Annotated in this window: 26 protein-coding genes and 1 riboswitch; of the genes, 8 read left to right on the top strand and 18 right to left on the bottom strand. The window is 40.7% G+C overall.

Annotation, left to right across the window (positions count from 1 at the left end):
* Positions 1 to 14: 14 nt before the first annotated feature.
* Together typA and ACZ5OK_RS01025 are read right to left on the bottom strand one after the other, a co-directional pair.
* Positions 15 to 1,841 carry a translational GTPase TypA gene (gene typA / locus ACZ5OK_RS01030; protein ID WP_343843017.1) on the bottom strand — a complete coding sequence of 609 codons (1,827 nt, stop codon included), beginning with the start codon at positions 1,839 to 1,841 and terminating at the stop codon, positions 15 to 17.
* A gap of 204 nt (positions 1,842 to 2,045) precedes the next feature.
* Positions 2,046 to 2,939, bottom strand: coding sequence for a helix-turn-helix domain-containing protein (locus ACZ5OK_RS01025; protein WP_343843014.1), 894 nt, complete (start codon positions 2,937 to 2,939; stop codon positions 2,046 to 2,048).
* A 198-nt stretch (positions 2,940 to 3,137) separates the two neighbouring features.
* Between ACZ5OK_RS01025 and ACZ5OK_RS01020 the strand changes: the two genes are divergently transcribed.
* Together ACZ5OK_RS01020 and ACZ5OK_RS01015 are read left to right on the top strand one after the other, a co-directional pair.
* Positions 3,138 to 3,275, top strand: coding sequence for a hypothetical protein (locus ACZ5OK_RS01020; protein WP_343843011.1), 138 nt, complete (start codon positions 3,138 to 3,140; stop codon positions 3,273 to 3,275).
* A 688-nt stretch (positions 3,276 to 3,963) separates the two neighbouring features.
* Positions 3,964 to 4,506, top strand: a complete 543-nt coding sequence (locus ACZ5OK_RS01015; protein WP_425542237.1) for a 3D domain-containing protein — start codon at positions 3,964 to 3,966, stop codon at positions 4,504 to 4,506.
* 105 nt (positions 4,507 to 4,611) lie between these two features.
* Here ACZ5OK_RS01015 and ACZ5OK_RS01010 read toward each other — a convergent pair whose 3' ends face one another.
* Positions 4,612 to 4,842, bottom strand: a complete 231-nt coding sequence (locus ACZ5OK_RS01010; protein WP_343843009.1) for a hypothetical protein — start codon at positions 4,840 to 4,842, stop codon at positions 4,612 to 4,614.
* A 75-nt stretch (positions 4,843 to 4,917) separates the two neighbouring features.
* On the opposite strand from ACZ5OK_RS01010, the gene ACZ5OK_RS01005 reads away from it, so the two are divergent.
* Together ACZ5OK_RS01005 and ACZ5OK_RS01000 are read left to right on the top strand one after the other, a co-directional pair.
* The gene (locus tag ACZ5OK_RS01005; protein ID WP_343843007.1) at positions 4,918 to 5,106 is read left to right on the top strand and encodes a DUF5370 family protein; all 189 of its coding nucleotides are present in this window, start codon (positions 4,918 to 4,920) and stop codon (positions 5,104 to 5,106) included.
* Between the two features lie 223 nt (positions 5,107 to 5,329).
* The gene (locus ACZ5OK_RS01000) at positions 5,330 to 5,626 is read left to right on the top strand and encodes a 4a-hydroxytetrahydrobiopterin dehydratase (protein WP_343843005.1); all 297 of its coding nucleotides are present in this window, start codon (positions 5,330 to 5,332) and stop codon (positions 5,624 to 5,626) included.
* Between the two features lie 184 nt (positions 5,627 to 5,810).
* Here the strand turns inward: ACZ5OK_RS01000 and ACZ5OK_RS00995 are convergent, their stop codons facing one another.
* From ACZ5OK_RS00995 to ACZ5OK_RS00985, 3 genes are all read right to left on the bottom strand, one after another.
* The gene (locus tag ACZ5OK_RS00995; RefSeq protein ID WP_343843003.1) at positions 5,811 to 6,263 is read right to left on the bottom strand and encodes a GNAT family N-acetyltransferase; all 453 of its coding nucleotides are present in this window, start codon (positions 6,261 to 6,263) and stop codon (positions 5,811 to 5,813) included.
* Positions 6,264 to 6,362: 99 nt separating this feature from the next.
* Positions 6,363 to 6,569, bottom strand: coding sequence for a zinc ribbon domain-containing protein (locus ACZ5OK_RS00990; protein ID WP_343842999.1), 207 nt, complete (start codon positions 6,567 to 6,569; stop codon positions 6,363 to 6,365).
* A 333-nt stretch (positions 6,570 to 6,902) separates the two neighbouring features.
* Positions 6,903 to 7,100, bottom strand: a complete 198-nt coding sequence (locus tag ACZ5OK_RS00985; RefSeq protein WP_343842996.1) for a cold shock domain-containing protein — start codon at positions 7,098 to 7,100, stop codon at positions 6,903 to 6,905.
* A gap of 254 nt (positions 7,101 to 7,354) precedes the next feature.
* On the opposite strand from ACZ5OK_RS00985, the gene ACZ5OK_RS00980 reads away from it, so the two are divergent.
* A complete protein-coding gene (locus ACZ5OK_RS00980; protein ID WP_343842993.1) occupies positions 7,355 to 7,477 on the top strand; it encodes a DUF4023 domain-containing protein in 123 nt (40 codons plus the stop codon).
* 114 nt (positions 7,478 to 7,591) lie between these two features.
* On the opposite strand, the gene ACZ5OK_RS00975 is transcribed toward ACZ5OK_RS00980, so the two are convergent.
* The 7 genes from ACZ5OK_RS00975 to ribD form a co-directional block, all read right to left on the bottom strand.
* On the bottom strand, positions 7,592 to 7,801 hold the full coding sequence (locus ACZ5OK_RS00975; RefSeq protein WP_343842990.1) for a YozQ family protein: 210 nt from the start codon (positions 7,799 to 7,801) through the stop codon (positions 7,592 to 7,594).
* 159 nt (positions 7,802 to 7,960) lie between these two features.
* On the bottom strand, positions 7,961 to 8,443 hold the full coding sequence (locus ACZ5OK_RS00970) for a spore coat protein (RefSeq protein WP_343843167.1): 483 nt from the start codon (positions 8,441 to 8,443) through the stop codon (positions 7,961 to 7,963).
* Between the two features lie 83 nt (positions 8,444 to 8,526).
* The gene (locus ACZ5OK_RS00965; RefSeq protein ID WP_343842987.1) at positions 8,527 to 9,039 is read right to left on the bottom strand and encodes a GNAT family N-acetyltransferase; all 513 of its coding nucleotides are present in this window, start codon (positions 9,037 to 9,039) and stop codon (positions 8,527 to 8,529) included.
* Positions 9,040 to 9,049: 10 nt separating this feature from the next.
* A complete protein-coding gene (ribH, locus tag ACZ5OK_RS00960; RefSeq protein WP_343842984.1) occupies positions 9,050 to 9,520 on the bottom strand; it encodes a 6,7-dimethyl-8-ribityllumazine synthase in 471 nt (156 codons plus the stop codon).
* Between the two features lie 25 nt (positions 9,521 to 9,545).
* A complete protein-coding gene (locus tag ACZ5OK_RS00955; protein ID WP_343842981.1) occupies positions 9,546 to 10,751 on the bottom strand; it encodes a bifunctional 3,4-dihydroxy-2-butanone-4-phosphate synthase/GTP cyclohydrolase II in 1,206 nt (401 codons plus the stop codon).
* 59 nt (positions 10,752 to 10,810) lie between these two features.
* Positions 10,811 to 11,404 carry a riboflavin synthase gene (gene ribE / locus ACZ5OK_RS00950; RefSeq protein WP_343843165.1) on the bottom strand — a complete coding sequence of 198 codons (594 nt, stop codon included), beginning with the start codon at positions 11,402 to 11,404 and terminating at the stop codon, positions 10,811 to 10,813.
* A gap of 4 nt (positions 11,405 to 11,408) precedes the next feature.
* Positions 11,409 to 12,509: a bifunctional diaminohydroxyphosphoribosylaminopyrimidine deaminase/5-amino-6-(5-phosphoribosylamino)uracil reductase RibD gene (gene ribD, locus ACZ5OK_RS00945; protein WP_343842978.1), complete on the bottom strand. Its 1,101-nt coding sequence runs from the start codon at positions 12,507 to 12,509 to the stop codon at positions 11,409 to 11,411.
* Between the two features lie 192 nt (positions 12,510 to 12,701).
* Positions 12,702 to 12,847: riboswitch (FMN riboswitch) on the bottom strand.
* Between the two features lie 106 nt (positions 12,848 to 12,953).
* Between ribD and solA the strand changes: the two genes are divergently transcribed.
* The 3 genes from solA (at position 12,954) to ACZ5OK_RS00930 (ending at position 14,731) form a co-directional block, all read left to right on the top strand.
* Positions 12,954 to 14,084, top strand: a complete 1,131-nt coding sequence (gene solA, locus ACZ5OK_RS00940; protein ID WP_343842975.1) for an N-methyl-L-tryptophan oxidase — start codon at positions 12,954 to 12,956, stop codon at positions 14,082 to 14,084.
* 93 nt (positions 14,085 to 14,177) lie between these two features.
* Entirely contained in the window at positions 14,178 to 14,501 is a 324-nt protein-coding gene (locus tag ACZ5OK_RS00935; protein WP_343842972.1) for a YbjQ family protein, read from the top strand.
* Positions 14,501 to 14,731 (top strand): hypothetical protein, encoded by a 231-nt coding sequence (locus tag ACZ5OK_RS00930; RefSeq protein ID WP_464758247.1) that lies wholly within the window; start codon positions 14,501 to 14,503, stop codon positions 14,729 to 14,731. The genes ACZ5OK_RS00935 and ACZ5OK_RS00930 overlap by 1 nt, the downstream gene beginning before the upstream one ends.
* 45 nt (positions 14,732 to 14,776) lie before the next feature.
* Here ACZ5OK_RS00930 and ACZ5OK_RS00925 read toward each other — a convergent pair whose 3' ends face one another.
* The 5 genes from ACZ5OK_RS00925 to ACZ5OK_RS00905 form a co-directional block, all read right to left on the bottom strand.
* Positions 14,777 to 15,580, bottom strand: coding sequence for a hypothetical protein (locus ACZ5OK_RS00925; protein WP_343842966.1), 804 nt, complete (start codon positions 15,578 to 15,580; stop codon positions 14,777 to 14,779).
* Positions 15,581 to 15,732: 152 nt separating this feature from the next.
* Positions 15,733 to 16,359, bottom strand: a complete 627-nt coding sequence (locus tag ACZ5OK_RS00920; RefSeq protein ID WP_343842963.1) for a response regulator transcription factor — start codon at positions 16,357 to 16,359, stop codon at positions 15,733 to 15,735.
* Positions 16,360 to 16,419: 60 nt separating this feature from the next.
* Positions 16,420 to 17,445, bottom strand: a complete 1,026-nt coding sequence (locus tag ACZ5OK_RS00915) for a sensor histidine kinase (RefSeq protein WP_343842960.1) — start codon at positions 17,443 to 17,445, stop codon at positions 16,420 to 16,422.
* Positions 17,442 to 18,179, bottom strand: coding sequence for a cell wall-active antibiotics response protein LiaF (liaF, locus tag ACZ5OK_RS00910; RefSeq protein ID WP_343842957.1), 738 nt, complete (start codon positions 18,177 to 18,179; stop codon positions 17,442 to 17,444). The genes ACZ5OK_RS00915 and liaF overlap by 4 nt, the downstream gene beginning before the upstream one ends.
* A 126-nt stretch (positions 18,180 to 18,305) precedes the next feature.
* Entirely contained in the window at positions 18,306 to 18,947 is a 642-nt protein-coding gene (locus ACZ5OK_RS00905) for a PspA/IM30 family protein (RefSeq protein ID WP_343842954.1), read from the bottom strand.
* Between the last annotated feature and the right edge of the window lie 12 nt (positions 18,948 to 18,959).

The raw sequence follows: 18,959 nt of genomic DNA, 5'->3' as shown, positions 1-18,959 counted from the left end.
CTTTTCTCTATCTCTTAGTCCTTTTTCCGCTTAGCAGCCTTTTCACGTTCATTTTTATTTAAAATCTTTTTACGTAAACGAACGTTTTCCGGTGTTACTTCGCAGTATTCATCATCATCTAAATATTCAATTGCCTCTTCCAGTGTTAATTTACGTGTACTTCTTATCGTAGCTGTCTGATCCTTCGTAGCTGAACGAACGTTGGTTAAATGCTTTTCTTTCGTAATATTTACTGTCAGATCATTTTCGCGATTGTGCTCACCAACAATCATTCCTGCATACACATCTGTTCCAGGTTCTACAAAAATGACACCGCGGTCTTCTAAAGACATGATACTGTATGTGGTGGTCTTCCCATTTTCGAGGGAAACCAGAACACCCTGGCGTCGTCCACCGACGTTTCCTGTACTAACAGGCTCATATCCATCAAACGTATGATTGAGAATACCGTATCCTCTTGTTTGACTCATAAACTCTGTTGCATACCCAATAAGTCCGCGGGAAGGTACCTTAAATTCAAGACGTACCTGACCATTTCCCTGGTTCATCATATCGAGCATTTCACCTTTTCTGGAACCCAAGGATTCAATCACAGAACCTGAATAATCTTCAGGAACATCAGCCTGGACCCGCTCTACAGGCTCGCACATTTTCCCATCAATTTCCTTTAGGATTACCTGTGGCTTGGAAAGCTGAAGCTCATAGCCTTCCCTGCGCATATTTTCAATTAAAATTGACAGATGAAGCTCTCCGCGACCGGAAACCGTCCATGCGTCAGGGGATGATGTTGGCTCCACCCGCAAGCTGACATCCGTCTCTAATTGAGTCATTAATCGCTCTTCAATCTGACGGGCCGTTACATACTTCCCTTCCTTACCAGCAAATGGACTGTTATTTACCAGGAAGGTCATCTGAAGGGTTGGTTCATCGATTCTCAATAATGGCAGTGGCTCCCGATTTTCAGGTGAACAAACCGTTTCACCTACGTTAATATCCTCCATACCAGATACAGCAACGATGTCACCAGCTTTACCTTCTTCAATTTCCACTCTCTTCAAGCCAATAAAGCCGAACAGCTTGGAGACTCGGAAGTTCCGTACTGAACCATCCTTTTTCATAAGGGAAACCTGATCGCCGACTTTTATCGAGCCGCGAAATACTCTTCCCACACCAATTCTTCCAACATAATCATTGTAATCAAGTAACGTTACCTGAAATTGCAGGGATTCATCTGCATTATCGATAGGGGCCGGAACATGATCCATAATTGTCGTAAATATAGGGTCCATGGATTCTCCCAGTTCATCAGGCTCATAACCGGAAGTTCCCTGAAGAGCAGAAGCATAGACAACCGGAAATTCTAACTGGTCATCATCGGCACCTAATTCAATAAATAAATCAAGAACTTCATCCACTACCTCTTCCGGACGGGCATTTGGACGATCAATTTTATTTAACACGACAACAGGGCGTAATTTTTGTTCCAAAGCCTTCTTAAGTACGAAACGGGTTTGAGGCATTACACCCTCGTAAGCATCAACCACGAGCAATACTCCGTCTACCATACTCATAATCCGTTCAACTTCTCCACCGAAGTCCGCATGTCCTGGTGTATCCAGAATATTAATACGTGTATCTTTATAATGAATGGCCGTATTTTTTGATAAAATCGTAATTCCACGTTCTTTTTCCAAATCATTCGAATCCATTGCACGCTCATCTACATGCTCATTATCACGAAAGGTACCAGAATACGTTAATAGCTGGTCAACCAATGTTGTTTTTCCATGGTCTACGTGAGCAATTATCGCAATGTTACGCAAATCATTTCTATGTTGCATGAACAACTCTCCTCTAAAAAACCTTTATCAATATTCAACCTTTCAATTATAACATAAAGTGATCCAGTTAACCTCCATATATTTTAAATCATACTGCTTATTCACATTCAAAACAAACTTTCTTGTATTTATTTTTTACCAATCTGTAAAAAATAACATAAAAAGAGATGGATAAGTACAATCCACCTCCACTATTGTCATCAATTATTCTGCCCGCAATTCCTTCATTTCATTTAGAGCCTCGGTTGATAAATCATATAGCTCTGTATGTTCACTTAAATAAAAGCAATGTGAAGATAGTTGATAATTTTCCTGTGCCGCATTATAATCATTCATGAGCTCATAGCACCTGCCAATTTGGAAATATAGATCTCCCTGTAAAAAAAGCAACTCATTTTTCTTTGCATGGCGAAGACCTGATTTGGCATTCTTTATGGCTTCATCAAATTCTTTTAAATCCACAAGTAATCGTGTGAAATTATAATAACTTTTCACAAAAATTTTTTCGTCGGTAATATAAATATTTTTATTCAAAGCAGAAAGCAATTCTAAATAGATGTCTTTGCTGCTTTTGTATTGTTTAGTATTATGCAGAATAATCGCCTTAGTTAGCAATATTTCAATTTCTCGCTGTGAATAGTTTTTATTTGTAGTTAAACTGCACGACAACGCTTCATCAATATAAAACATTGCACGCTCTACACTTTTCCCTAGTTCATATTTACATATTCCCTTATGCCATAATAGAAACTGCCTTCCTTCCAGGTTATCTTTAAATAACGGATTACTTAATTCAAGCTCAACGATCTCATCTACATGTTTATAGTCTCTATCTTGTATAGCATCGCGAATTTCATCCATAGTGACACTTACATACTCTGATCTTGATGATTTGTAGTTCTCAAAGAAAAAATTAACTTCAATCCCTAATCTCCTTGAGAGCATAAACAACAAATCTGCCGAAACATTAATTTCACCTTTTTCCAGCCTGCTGATATAAGCCTGGGAACAGATTCCTTTACATAAATCCTTTTGAGAGATTCCGTAAAACTCTCTTAAATCCTTAATTTTTTCCCCGATATTACCACTGATTAACATACATCTTCACCATCCAACGTACATTTTTGGGATTTTCTAGAAAAAAATATTACTATCTTCATAAGTTTTAGCGTCTGGGCGATATATTCGTAAAAAATATGCTGTTATTCACCGAAAATGGGCTTATTTGCCCAAAACATAGAATTTTAAAATCTGATATAACTATAATAGAGAAATTAATAGAAAGGGTGAATATGGATGAAAAAAGTACTTGTAAGTCTGGTATTAGCATTTACCATTGTTGTTTCATTTGCAAGTGTAGATGTAACTCCAGATAATGAATCAGCTGCAAAGGTCATTACTTTTGACAGAAAAGATCCAGGACCAATGTATTAATTTTAGAAGTCTTAACTATTTTGACTTTAGTATTTCCCTTCCAATTAAGATTTTTTGTTTATACGATCCGGTTTAAAATGTGTTGTAATTAGCTTAATGATTAGTATTTTGAATCAAAATGAAGTTTGAAAGGGGTATGATGCCATGGCAACGCCTGAACGAGATGTTATCACATTAGGGTTATGTATTATCATTACAATCGTTGCCCTGAACTGGATAACCTCTCTCTATCTTAAGCGTAAACATGGTTAATACGTTTCACCTTTCTTAACGAACTATTTTCCATTCCAATCCATGAAGCAAACCCCAATTGCTTCAAACTGAACATATGACGTTTAACTTTTCACCTGGTGTAAACCAGGTTTTTTTTTGTTCAAAAAACCTATTAGAGAATAATGTCTTAAACGCCATCCGGGGTTTCACTAAAAAAATTGCACACTCTAATAGCTTATTCGCTAAGATTCTCCAAATTCCTCTTTCAAATAAATGCTTTTGCACAATACTATCGCCTTTCTGTCCTCCATTGTCCTCTCCTGAAACTTTTTACTCAAGAGAAAAAAGGACCATTATCCGATGTCCATTACAGATATTTACGTTTTGTATTGAAAATGTATCGTTTTTGTTAAGTCGTTGTTATTGCACTGAAATACATGACTGTTATAATGGCGCGGTGATTGGAGGTTATCTCATGAAAAAACTATCAGCACTAATTTTAGTATTTATCTTATGTATATTTTCATTAGGACACTTTACTTTTGCTCAGACAGAGAAAAATAAAGAAATTAATAATCAAGAGAAAATGATCGAAGTCGCAAAGGAAGAGCCAACCAGTGAAATTGCTTTTCAAATCGGAGGGTCTATAAATAGTCTGTTGAAGTACAGCCAGTTTACAACAGAATTATCCTTAACTGGACAAGACTTTTTAAAGGAGAAAGAAAAACGAACATTGACGGTGAAAGCTACAGCCTATACAGCCCATTGTGATGGTTGCAGTGGTATTACAAGAACAGGAATAAACCTGCTGGAAAACCCCGATAGAAAGGTGGTAGCCGTAGACCCTGATGTTATCCCACTCGGTTCCAAACTTTATGTGGAAGGCTATGGGGAAGCTGTTGCCGGAGACATCGGAAGTGCTATTCAAGGGAAGCGAATTGATGTGTTTATCCCTTCAGAGGCAAAAGCCAATACGTGGGGAGTAAAGAATGTAGAAGTGACAATCTTAAGCTCCTGATCAGGCATACTCATCGCTCATTTTAAGGAGCGATGAGTTTTTTATATCCCAAAATGCTCCTATCTGTAATTGACAAGTCTGTGGAAAATATACAGGGAAGTCCTATCAGTTTTCCCCGGTCTGATCTCTGCCCTTTAAAGCTTTATTAAGCTTCAGCATCTCAGGATCACTTTTAATCATGGCATCTTCCGGATTCTGATTGACTTCCTTCTTCGGATCACCATCCATGGACACACCTGCCTGTACACCTGCCGAGTCTTTATATACCCCCTCTCTTTCCCCATCCAAATGGGCGGATGGCTCACCTGTATAAGTACGTCTGTCACGTTCCTGCATTTTCACACCTCCTGTTAAATAGAATAAGCTTCAACAGGGAAAAGTATGTACAAACCATTATTGGAGGGTTATCTAATGGGTGCAATTGAGCAGGGTGATTATCAGTTTGATGTGGAATATGCCGTCAGTCTTCAAAAGGGTTCCATTCATGTTTATAGGGAAGGAGACTTTATAGAAGAATTAACCTTCTCTTTTAGTGGACAAAAACCTGATGAGCAGCAAATTGAAGAGCTTATTAATCATTATATTGAAAATCAGCATTAAATCTGCAGGAAGATATCCTTTCTAATTTCTGATCATGGTATACTTTTATATAAATGGAAATTTAGAAAGGATATTTTAAAATATGCGAACATCACTTTACGTTCTCATGAAAATAAAACATTTGTCGAACGTTCACCTATTTATTTGAAAAAATGTGTTTTACTAAGAGGCCTCTTTCCCCTTATAATGTTACTGTGTATCTAGATACGGAAGGGGTTATCAAATGGAGCGTTTACCAGCGGAGGAAATTGAAAAACAACTGGATTATCTTTCAGACTGGAACGTTGAGGATGGACGTTGGCTTACGAAGCGATACCGTTTTACGGAGTTTCTAACAGGCATTCAGTTCGTAAATGAAATTGCCGAACTATCAGAAGAAGTAGATCATCACCCCTTTATTTCTGTTGAGTACAAGGTGGTTACGGTCAAGCTTACTTCATGGCGGGCAAAAGGAATTACAGATTTAGATATGGAACTTATCCAAAAATATGATTCTATTTTTTTACAAGTAACAGAATAGAAGTGAACAAAGGCGAAAGCGCCCGTTTGTCCAGCTGCGGCTCCCAGGCCAAGCGGTCATAAGAGTCTTTCTAGTCGCTGGGCGCTGGAGCCGGACGTGGCCTCTCATGATTTTTTAGCCACAAATCCGTAATCTTATAATTTCCTAGACAACCAAAAAGAAGTAAGTCATGGGTGCACCCGACTTACTTCTTTTTAGTGTGTAATATCATATCTACATGCAAAATTCCGTCATCCATGTATTCATCCGTCACGGTTTCAAATCCATACTGACCGTAAAAGTTTTGCAGATGTGATTGAGCATGCAGTTTAATTTCGGTCTCTCCCCATTCCTCTTTCATAATACTTAATGCTTTATCCATTAACTTTTTAGCATAGCCCTGTTTCCTGAACTTTTGTGTGACAAGAATACGGCCAATGGAAGCTTCCCGATAAATGGTATGATGGGGAAGCAGACGGCAATAGGCAACGATCTCTCCGTCATGTTCTAAATACAAGTGCGTGGAATGCTGATCATAATTGTCTATTTCCGGATAGGGGCAATTCTGTTCAACGACAAATACATTAACTCTTTCCCTCAGTAATGTGTAAAGTTCACTTACTGCTAATTGATCAAAATTCTTATGTATCCACTGCATATCTATACCTTCTTTTTAGCGTTCTTTGTTCCAATCAAAAGTTATCCGCTCTTTTGACCGTTGAAATGCTGGTGTCGCATTTTTCAATCAATCGTTTGTTTAACCAAAAAAGAAGTCAAACACGTTACTGGCCTTCGATGCCTCCTGATTGTAAAACTCTGAATATCCACAGTTATTACAATATACAACAGTAAAACGATTGTTCTGTACGTCGAACATTTTTGAAAGACCTGTACCCGTCATGGACACATCCTTCTTCCCTGCATCCGTACTGCCACATTTAATACATCCTTTTTGTTCAGACATATGAAAACCTCCTTTAATATTTAAACTTCTTCATAAAATTTATATTCTTTATCCTGTAACAAAATCCTCTTCTTTACAAGTATTTCGAACAAGAAATGCCCATCAGCGACGTACGGACTGGACTGAGCCGGAGGAGATAAAGGAAACACGGCGAACGGAGAGAGTCGATGTTGACTTATCGTACGGAGGTGAAGGAAGTCTCGCTAGTCGCTGGGCGCTGGAGCCGAACGTGGCCTCTCATGATTTTTTATCCACAAATCTGAAATTTTATAATTTCCTGGACGATTAAAAAAGCACATTCCGCATAACACGGAATGTGCCTGATATTTCAGCTTATAGCTTAACAACGTTCGCAGCTTGTGGGCCACGGTCGCCTTCAACGATTTCGAATTCAACACTTTGTCCATCTTCAAGTGTTTTGAATCCATCTTCCTGGATAGCTGAGAAGTGTACGAATACATCGTCTCCACCTTCACGCTCGATAAAACCAAAGCCTTTTTCTGAGTTAAACCATTTTACTGTACCAGTCATTTAAAATGACCTCCTTATAAAAATAATGTTACAAAAGAAATGAACCGCAACTTACTTTACCTACTTTTATAAAGAGGTCATCAAGTAAATATTCGATCTTCAATTTCATTTTGCTTATTTAAATATAACGCTTTTTCTCCGGAAATGCAACCGTAATGTATAATTTCCATGATTTAATCATCCTATGCCTACATTTTTCTATCCCAATCGGACATAGTAACAAAAAGAATCCATCATAAGGAGGTTCACCATCTATGGACAGTACCCAGGATTTTATTGAAAGAATCCATGACAAACAGAGAAAAGATCAACGCAATCGCAGACGTCAGGGAAAAAACGCCCCCTCCAACAAACTCCCAAACAAAAATAAAAAATAACAGAAAAGCGGATGAAGGACACTGGAGTGCCATAATTCAAAGAAACTGTCCTTCATCCCCCTCTTAAAGAATAAAAATGACTGCCCCACACAGGAACAGCCACGAAAGTTGTTATTATTCATATCCCTTTCGGGGTATATCCTCACTTTCACCATTTTCACGTTCAATTTTTCCATCAATCGTACCTTCTGTTAATGTATCGCTTGCCTGTTCATGGGTCTCGGCGATTCCTGCAGACAGTTGATCCTGTTTTTCGTAGTCCTCAGGCTCGTAATACTTATTTGCTACCGTCTTTTCTGATTTGCGATTATTTTTTTGACTCATACGGCACCTCCCATATAGATTCATCCATTATCCTTTGATATAAGGATGAAATTTATGCCGGAAATAAAGGAAATGGTTGAGGGTGATCAGACAGATCCAGGTACAGCCAGCCTGAATATCAAAAAGGGCTATCCTGTTTTCAGTGATAGCCCTTTTTCTTTACATGGATAACGCTTTTTGTGCCAGTTTTAAATCATTCGAAAATAATTTGTTTAAATTATACGATGGGTAATGACCCTGTTTAAACATATAGCGATAAACCATATCATGCAGTCTTATGCATTGATTTAATTGCTTTGTCAGGACTTCCTTTAACGCTGGGGTTGCGGTTTCTGTTATCGCAATGGCATAATTCCGAACCCCTGCCTTCGTAAAAGCGAGTAAATCACCTTCAAAAAAAGTATCATGTATTCGTTCCTCTTCATTCCGGCCGTCAGGGGATGGAACGTGACGGTAAAATTCCATTAATTCCTGCAGATCCGACTGATTTTCCTGAATACTGCGTTCATACAGACCTTTTAAAGTCTGGTCCGTGATATTCGGCAGGGCCATTTTCATTTTCATGACACCAATTGATTTGAAGGCGACAAGTTCATGCAGTTCAAGCGCTTCATGCCACGCAAGAGTATTATGATGCTCCAATGCTTTCAGCTCCTTTGGAAAATGTTTCATTACTACTCTATGCATGACATTCCCCTACTGGCACTTTACACCAGCGAGACAATTTATAAAGATAAGACCATTAAATGTTCATCTAAGTATCCCTTGTCCGTTTTAATCGCTCTGGGCTCTGTGGCATACATTTTAAAACCAATGGATTCGTATAAGTGAATAGCAGCGTTGTTGGTGGAAACCACCGATAAATGAATCTGTTCCACTTCTCCCTGCCTCCGAGCCGTCTGAATAGCTTTGAAAATCAGCTGTTTCGCAATACCCCGATTCTGATATTGCGGCTTCACATACATGGCTAAGAGAAAAGCTTTATGTTTTTCCTTCCTTTTATCCGAGAATTGTAAGGTTGTCACACCGACTAAACCTTCATCCGTAAAGGCTCCAAAAGTTATATTATTTTCGTCTGATAATCGTTCGGCAGTCTGGTCAACCGGATTCTCCCGCTGAACAGCTTCTTCATAGGTGGTAAGAAAGGCATCCGGCGCTTCCTTTAAGGCCTCTATCCTTAAATTCCAGTACTGCTCTGCATCCCCTTCATGTAAAATGGTTACAACGGTATTTGTCATTTTGTATTCCTCACTGTTCCATATCTTTTACTAACTGAGCCATTTCCACTGCAGCAGCAGCCGCTTCAGAGCCTTTATTCCCTGCCTTTGTTCCTGCACGTTCAATTGCCTGCTCAATGGTATCTGTTGTAATAACACCAAAAATGACCGGTTTGCCGGTTTTTAACGCAGCATTTGATACGCCTTTCGCGGCTTCGTTACAAACGTAGTCAAAATGGGGAGTAGAGCCCCTGATAACTGTTCCAAGCGCAATCACAGCATCGTACTTTCCAGATTCCGCCATTTTCTGCGAGATTAACGGAATTTCGAAAGCTCCCGGAACCCAGGCGGTATCAATATGCTCCTCTGAAACTCCATGACGTTGCAGGGTACCCACTGCGCCCTCCAATAATTTTTTTGTGATAAATTCATTAAAACGACCAACGACGATTCCTACTTTTAAATTAGTGCCTACTAGGCTTCCTTCAAAAATTTGTCCCATGATTGCTTCCTCCTTGTTTTATCGATCATGAATGAGTATGAAACTCCAATAAATGTCCCAGCTTTGTATGCTTCGTTTTCAGGTAACGTTCATTTTCTTTACGGGCAGGCATCTGAATAGGTTCACGCTCAACTACTTCTAAACCATACCCTTTAAGTCCTTTAATTTTTTTCGGATTATTCGTTAATAGACGCATTTTTCTAAGACCTAAGTCCCTTAATATCTGTGCACCAATTCCATAATCCCTAAGATCAGGAGCAAATCCTAATTTTTCATTGGCTTCTACTGTGTCATAGCCTTCCTCCTGCAGCTTATAGGCACGAAGCTTATTGATTAATCCAATCCCTCGGCCCTCCTGCCTCATATAAAGCAAAATACCATTTCCTGCTTCCTCAATCTGTGCAAGGGCTGTATGCAGCTGAGGTCCGCAATCACAGCGATAGGAACCGAATACATCACCCGTCAGACATTCGGAATGGACTCTGACCAATGTCGGTTTCTCCGGATCAATCTCCCCTTTTATAAGGGCGATATGTTCACGATCATCCACTGCATTGGTATATGCAACAGCTTTAAAATCCCCAAATTCGGTAGGAAGATTGACTTCAACTTCCTTCTGAATCAGCTTTTCCTTCTGGTTCCGATATTCAATCAGATCCTTAATCGTAATAAACTTAAGACCAAACTGATCAGCTATTTTGCGTAAATCTGGTACTCTGGCCATGGTTCCATCATCTTTAATGATTTCGCAAATCACCCCTGATGGAAAGGCACCGCTCAGTTTAGCTAAATCAACCGCAGCTTCCGTATGCCCCGCTCGTCTCAATACGCCACCGTTTTTTGCTACAATCGGAAACACGTGTCCAGGTCTTTTAAAATCAGCAGGCTTCGAATCAGGATACAATAATTGCTGGATGGTCAGCGCCCGTTCGGCAGCACTAATCCCTGTCGTTGTATCCCGATGGTCAATACTTACTGTAAAGGCTGTGCCATAAGGATCTGTACTCTGATTAACCATTGAATGCAGTTCCAGACGATTGGATAAATCTTCAGTAATGGATGTGCATACAAGCCCACGGCCATGTGTGATCATAAAATTGATGGTTTCTGCGGTTACTTTTTCTGAAAGAGCAACAAAATCTCCCTCATTCTCACGATCTTCATCATCGGCTACAATAACGACCTTACCTGCCTTTAAATCCTCGATTGCTTCCTCTACTTTATCAAACATGCTGTCACTTCCTTTTCGTCTTTTATAAAAGCTGATCTAAAATGTTTCTGCCCGGAAGGTCAGTCCTTATCGGAAATCATATTAGCCACGTACTTCGCCAACATGTCACACTCGATGTTCACGATATCTCCCTCATCCTTCTGTCCTAAAACTGTATTTTCGGCTGTATGAGGAATTAAGGAAATGGTTAAAACGTTATTTTCTGTTCCAAAGACTGTCAGACTCGTTCCATCAACCGCAACTGAACCCTTTAGCATCATCAGCTTCTCCAATTCGTCCGGAAGCTCAATCTGATAGTAAATCGCATTCGCCACCGGTTTCTTCTCAATAATCGTACCTGTACCATCAACATGTCCTGAAACAAAGTGTCCGCCAAACCGGCCATTTGCTGGCATGGAACGCTCTAAATTAACCTGTGAGCCTTTATCCAGCATTCGTAAAGAGGTCGCCTTCACCGTTTCCGGCATGATATCAACCTGAAAATCGTCATCTGAATAGCCTGTCACGGTTAAACAGACACCATTAACCGAAATACTGTCTCCTACCTTAATATCTGATAAAATTTCATTCGCTTCGATGGTCATTTCAATTTCCTGTTTACCCTTCTGGATATCCTTTATGGTGCCTAACTCTTCAATAATTCCTGTAAACATATTTTCACCCTTCATCATGATTTTTAGCTTCTGCCACAATTTTGAGGTCCTTGCCAATTCTTTCAAAGGAGGTAATGGATAAGTCCAGACTGTCTGAGAGACTTTCGATGCCATCTCCTCCGATGGATGTTGGCGCTCCCCTTCCACCAATAATCGTTGGGGCAATATAAGTAATGACCTGCTGAACAGCCTTCTCCTTCAGAAAGCTGCCATTCACTTCTGCTCCACCCTCTACAAACAGGGTCATAATTTTTCGCTTCCCTAATTCCTCCAGCACTCTGGGAATAGTGATTTCAGGCTGATCAAGCTGGATCACTTCCACATGGGCAAATTGTTCATAGCCTGCAATGGTATCCTGTCGGGCTTCCGATCCCGTTATGATCAACGTCTCGGCATCTTTCTTTGTTATAATATTTGATTGAAGAGGCGTTCTTAAATGGGTATCCAGCACCACTCGTACCGGATTTTTACCGCCAAGGGGCAGCCGGGCTGTGAGAGTTGGATTATCTTTTAATACTGTGTTGACACCAACCAGAATAGCATCATGGGTATGCCGATACAGATGGGCATCCTGTCGGGCTTCCTCTCCTGTGATCCATTGGCTTTCTCCGGAGACAGTGGCAAGCTTTCCATCCAGGCTTGTAGCTGACTTCAGTGTGACAAAGGGCTTATGATGCTGAATATAATAAAAAAATGCTTTATTAATGCTGTCAGCTTCCTCTTTTAATATCCCCACATCAACCTGAACCCCCGATTCTCGCAGTCGTTTAATCCCCTGACCTGCAACCTTTTCATTTGGATCAACCGTTGCCACAACAACACGTGACAGACCTTTTTGCAGGATTAAGTCTGCACAGGGTGGGGTCTTTCCGTGATGACTGCATGGCTCAAGCGTTACATAAATGGTCGCATGCTTTGCTTTGTCCCCAGCCATCTGTAACGCATGAACCTCTGCATGGGGCTCACCAGCTTTTAAATGGGCACCAAAGCCGATGATCTGCCCATTCTTCACCACTACCGCTCCAACAGGTGGATTGGGACTGGTCTGGCCCGATACGGATCTGGCTAAGGATAAGGCGAATTTCATATAGTACTGATCATTCATAACAGTCCCTGCTTTCGTATGTTTAAGATTTGGTCATCTCATTAAAAAACCCTTCTGATTCAAAATCAGAAGGGAGAAGGTGTGTATGATTAAAAATTTTACGACAGCATAGCAAAAAACAAATGAATCAGGAGGAATCCGAAAAATAGCCATTTTCCATGCATATAACCTGAATCACTGCCGTATGATCTTCCATTCCTTCTCCCATCCAGACTTTCACTGTCGGTCCCGGATTTTCACCAGGTCCACCGCTCGATTTTCATCTCACGGGTCACGGACTGAGGAGTTTCGGCTCCATCACCGTCGGTAGGGAATTGCACCCGACCCCGAAGGAATTTTTTATTTAATTTTGTATAATTGTAACACTAAAAAATTTATAAGTACAAAAATTTGTTTACACCACTTAAAATATAAGAATCAGATCTATTTGAAAGGATGTCAAAAATGCATTTTCATACAATCATTGTTGGGGCAGGATCCATGGGCATGGCTGCAGGATATTATTTGGCAAGACAAGGGAAAAAGGTTCTGCTTATCGACTCTCATAATCCCCCGCATCAGGACGGGTCCCATCATGGGGAAACCCGACTCATACGTCATGCCTATGGGGAAGGTGAACACTATGTTCCATTAGCTCTCCGCGCCCAGGAGCTTTGGTATGAATTGGAAAAGGAATCAGGGGAGGATTTATTTCTGCAAACAGGTGTCTTAAATATAGGAGAAAAGGATTCTTCCTTTATTCGTGAGGTACAATCAAGTTCAGAAACCTATCACCTCCCACTGCAAACCCTGTCTGCAAAAGAAATTTCCCAAAAGTGGGAAGGGCTGTCATTACCCGATCATTACATAGGCTGCTTAGAGACCACCTCAGGAGTCCTTTTTAGTGAAAGGATTATACAAACGTATCGTTCCCTGGCCGAATCCTTCGGGGCTACGATAAAAGTGAATAGCGAAGTTGTGGATATTGACATACATAAAGATTCAGCAACCGTGTATACAGAAAACGAAAGCTTTGAAGCAGACCATCTTATTGCGACCACTGGAGCATGGGCAAAAAAGACAGGCGAAAAGCTGAATGTATCTTTACCTTTAACCACCTTACGTAAAACCTTTTCCTGGTTCGATGCCGATGACCAAATTTATAATGCAGCAGAATTCCCAGCATTCACCTTTGCTATTAGCCAGGGTACCTATTATGGATTTCCAAGCATTCACGAGTCCGGAGTTAAAATTGGAAGACACGACGGTGGACGGGAGTTTCAAATGGGTCGTCCCCTAAAACCTTATGGATATTACAGAGAAGATATCGGGGACGTTTCAGATATATTAGAGGCCTATTTTCCGCATGTTCAGAGTCAAAACACCGGAAAAACCTGTGTATATACCATGACTCCTGATGGGGACTTTATTATTGATCAGCTGCCCCAGCATCCGAATGTCACAATTGCGTGTGGATTTTCCGGGCATGGCTATAAATTCAGCAGTGTGGTTGGAGAAATTTTGAGTAAAATGGCTATGAATGAAAACGTTGATTTTGACCTTGCTCCATTCAGTATAAAGAGATTCTTAAAATAAAAAGATATGAAACCTATACCGGACGTTTATCGTATAGGGCATTAGCAACTATTCAATAATAAAATGAAGAATATGATGCGAGGTGTTGCAAACATGATTATTATGACAGGTGAAAAGGTTCCTGGATATGAAGTGACCGAAGTATTAGGCCCCACCTTTGGACTTACGGTAAGAGCCCGCGGTGTCGGAAAGGACATCACTGCTTCGATTAAAGGGTTATTCGGCGGTGAAGTCCGCCAATATGTGGAGATGCTTGAGGATGCAAGAAAAGAAGCCTTGGATCGGATGACAGAAAACGCACAGCAAATGGGTGCAGATGGTATCATTATGTTCCGATTTGATTCCGGCAGCATCAGCAACAACATGAGTGAAATCGTCGCCTATGGTACCGCGGTAAGGTTGGAGAAAAAGGAATAATGATGAAATTTGTCATAGGATATTTTGTTTTTCAAATCCTTCTGCTCATTGTCATTTTAGTCATTACTCATCAAACGGATAAAAACAGTCGCAAAGCGTTTTTACAGCCTAACGAAGTACCTGAAGGATTTGAAAAAACGTCCGAAACGTTTATAGACACGAAAACAAAAAAGACGATCTACGTTTACTATAATCGCCACACAGGAAAGCGAATTTACGTTGAGCATTAAAAAGACAAGAATCTGACACTTGTTGAAGTGAGAGATTCTTGTCTTTTAACCATTTGCCCTGATTTCTTCTTCCCTGTTTTTACGCATTTCCTCCCGATCCTTTTCTGTTAAACGAGGACAGGTAAAGCAAAACTTCTCACCTTCACGCAAATAATTCAAACAACAAGTACACTCGACTGGAACCTGTTTATTTTTATCATCTAAACTATCAATGAATCGCTGTTTTACCCGAAAAGGATTTCGTTTACGGCCAAAAACATCTGGTTCAATCTTCTCAGCCAGGAACCGGTAATCCTGATCAATCTGCTCATGTAATTCGTCACCTGCCCTGTGCTTCCATTGATCTAAATAAATATCAAACTTTCTCGGCAGCTGGCCCCATAATTGGCCGGCGTTCATTTGCACCGATTCGGCCAGGGTTTCGAATAATGGCTGCATCGTCTCCCTATAAAAAGCAGCAAGTCGCTGATACAGCCATTCCTCTCTTGGCTGATCATGATGGAAAGGAAAGGTTGCCCATCGATCCAGCTTAAAAGAAAAACGATAGGTTCCTTGAACGGAATAAAGGCGGACGGTAACATTTTGAGGAGATAAATCTACCGTTTCATTCATGATCGATGATGTGTACTGAACAGCCAGCGGGAGGCTTGCAAACCACCTTGCCAGCGCTGCCGCTGTAGCTGCGGGATGTAAGGCTTTAAAGTTGGGGGAATATAAATCAATCAGTTCCTGCATATTTTCTTTTATCAATAGTTCCGACAAAGGTCTGGAATAAATCACAGCTTCCTGATCTTCATCAGTGATAAAAAAATCCCTCTTCATGACTTCCTGCCATTGTTGATAATTCATAGGTATACTCCTCACTTGATGTCATGCGTACGAATAATCGTATAACCGTTCTCAAATCGCATATTCATCATAAAACAACAGACTCTGTTTTGCAACGTCAGCTTTTGCTAAACAGAGTCCGGCTCATATCTACATATTTCGTCCGCTCAAAGCTAAACAAGGTTATTTTTGAACGCATAAATTACCGCCTGCGTTCGATCCTGCACTTCCAGTTTACCTAAAATATTACTCACATGAACCTTCACCGTCTTCATGGCAATAAACAGCTCATCTGCAATCTCCTGATTTGTTTTCCCTTCCGCCATAAGGGAGAGGACTTCTTTTTCACGCCCTGTTAATTGAAGATGCGGTTCCCCAGTTGTATTCTGCATTTTGGACATGATTTTTCCAGTTACTTCCGGTTCCAGAATGGATTGCCCCTCATAGGTCGCCCGGATGGCATCTGCTATTTCACCCGCCTTGGATGTTTTCAGCATGTAGCTGGTTGCCCCTGCTTCCAGGGCGGGATAAACCTTATCATCATCCAAAAAGCTTGTCACTATAATAATTTTCGCCTGTGGCCATGCTTCCTTAATTTGTTTCGTTGCTTCAATACCGTCCATTTTATCCATCACCAGATCCATAAGAATAATATCTGGTTTGTATTCAAGAGCCAGTTTGACGGCTTCCTCACCATCACCGGCTTCTGCTATTACATCAATATCCTTTTGCGAAGCCAGATAGGAGGACACTCCAATACGAACCATTTCATGATCATCTGCAAAAAGGACACTTATCATATGAGCCACCACCTTTCTTCCGCAGCAGAAAATACCTCTTCGTCATTCTATATTAAAGTTTTATAAATGGGGTACCTTCACCTCTAACCTGGTGCCCTCCCCCACGATACTCACGATTTTTAAATTCCCTCCTACTTCAAGGGCTCTTTCCTGCATATTCTGTAACCCGTAGGAGCTGGTTTTAGCTTCTTCTACATTAAAGCCAATGCCATCATCCAAAACTCGCATAATGACGTTTTCGTCTCTTTCTATTAATAACACTTCCAGCTTACCCGCTTTCGAATGTCTGAGGGTATTGGAGACAGATTCCTGTAAAATCCGGAATAACTGATCCTCTATTCCTTTATCCAGTTCCATGTCCTCCAAATGCCAGTCAATCTCCATTGGGACTTTTTGCGTCAGCTCCGCCAATAGCTCCTCAATCCCTTCCTGAAGAGACTTTCCCTTCAGAGCTACTGGTCTTAAGTGGAGCAATAATGCACGCATCTCCAATTGTGACTGATGAATCATATTTTCAGTTAAGGATATTTGCTTTCGTAAACCAGGGTCCTGTTGAGGATGGCTGTCCTTCATTGCAGACATCATCATGGAAGCAGCAAATAGCTGCTGACTCACGGAATCATGAAGCTCCCTTGCCAATCTGTTCCTTTCCTGAACAACAACCTCCTGCAAACTCTTTTCCCGCTCCCGGGCCCGCTCGGTTGTCATCCGCTGAAAGGTTTCTGTCTGCTTCTTAAATTTCTTATCCAACTCCAATATCTGCTCCTGAATCTGCTGAATTTCCTTCATCATGATGTCGTCTTCCATCGTCAATTTCTGATCTTTGAGAAGTTCATCCAGCCTTCTCTGGATAAATTGAAAATTCTGTTTGGAAGATATCCCATAAGCCGTGCCGCCTATGACACCTGCCAGGATGGAGAGTGCCAAAACTAACCAGATATAGGGAACATCATTGAACAGGTAAGTATCAAATAGCCCCCTCCAGTCATTCAGGGGAAATGAAATAAAGGTAAGAGCCAGGACAAGTACCGTTAAACTGACCGCAGCGACAATTCCAATCATCATCTGCTTAAGTATCCACTTCATATCCGCCTCACCTCAATATCTCCGGATCCAATTGAGGTGATCATCTTCACCCGGGGTATATGATTATCATAGTTTTCGGTTTTATAAGCCAGGGTATCATTCATCAGCTTTTCATGATGCTCTCCTAAAATGTATGCCCGTCCAAAAATAGAACTATGAACTAGCTGTACTTCTACTTCATAGGGTACGTAAATAATAATATTTCCGATAAAATGACGTATAGATATGACTGCCTGCTCAGGAAGAACGGTATGACTTAAGTCTATAATCCGGTCCCCAAAGCCACTATGAATACTTATATCGCTCCATTTATAGGAGGTCTGGGAGGTTGCCTGATCATCAAATAAACGATTGTTTAACAGAGGCTTCACTTTTATTAACGATTCCTCATCTGCCCTTTGCTCCGCATCATCCCTGGTAAATTGAGGGGTGATCTGTTCAGGCTCCTTTTTTAAGCGCTGATAATGAAGAATAAACAGGACTACACCGGCTATGATTAAAAAACGGACAGCCATGGTATTTAAAATATTGAAGAAAAGACTGATACAGCCGAAAAAGAACACGATTTTCCCCCATGTATAAGAGAGGTTTTTCCAGCCCACAAATATCATAAAGGAAGAAAATAAAATAGAAAAAATTAACCATCCGTTAAAAAAGAGAATCTCGAACAAAAAGAGAGCAATCACAATTAAAATGATCCAGTTTATCGTATTTGTCGGCAGCCGTTGAAACATCTGTGAGCCCTCCTTTTGTATATTCAGATATGTACAAAAAGACACAGAAGCTCTGCGCCTTTTTATATAGTTAGAAGAAGCAATAAAAAGATTATCTAATTATGTTATTAGCATACCATATCCAGCTTAATTGGCAGAGTTTTTTTCCTGTTCATTCTGTTCACGTTCTAATTGAGCGATTTTGCTGTCAAACGTATTTCGATAATAGGCACTATTCACCTTCTGCTCAAGATGCTGAATGTAGCGGTCCATTTCATCAAACCGGGAGAAGGATTTTTCCGGATACTCATCAAGCACCTGATTCATCCGATATTGTGCCCGGGCTGCATTTTCCCTTCCCATCAGCTCCATACGCTTTAACTTCATGTCTTTAAGCCGATGCTGCATTTCTTCGTATTTTTGCTCAAGCATGGTAAGCTTCTCGTCCATTTCATCACGCATGGTCTTCATTCGTTCAGCACGAGTCTCATATTCTGCAAGCTCCTGCAGGGCAAACTGCTCCATTTCCATTTCACCGGCTTTTTTCGCGATTTCTGCCTGACGTCTCCGCTTGTCCGCCATGTCTCCAGCCTGATAATATTCTCGTGTATACTCTTCCTTCAAACGATGCTGTCTTTCAATCAGCTTACGCACATTTTCTGTTTCCTTTTCACTTTCGCGCAAATACTGATTCAGTTTTGCAATTGGATTTTTCTCTTCTTTTTCATCAAGCATCTGATGAAGATCCGCCGAAATACTCTCCGATAATCGCTTAAACACATTTGCCATCGCACATCTCTC

Source organism: Salinibacillus aidingensis, assembly GCF_055393355.1.
Note: the sequence above shows the minus strand (reverse complement) of the source record. Positions and strands in the feature narration are given on the sequence as shown.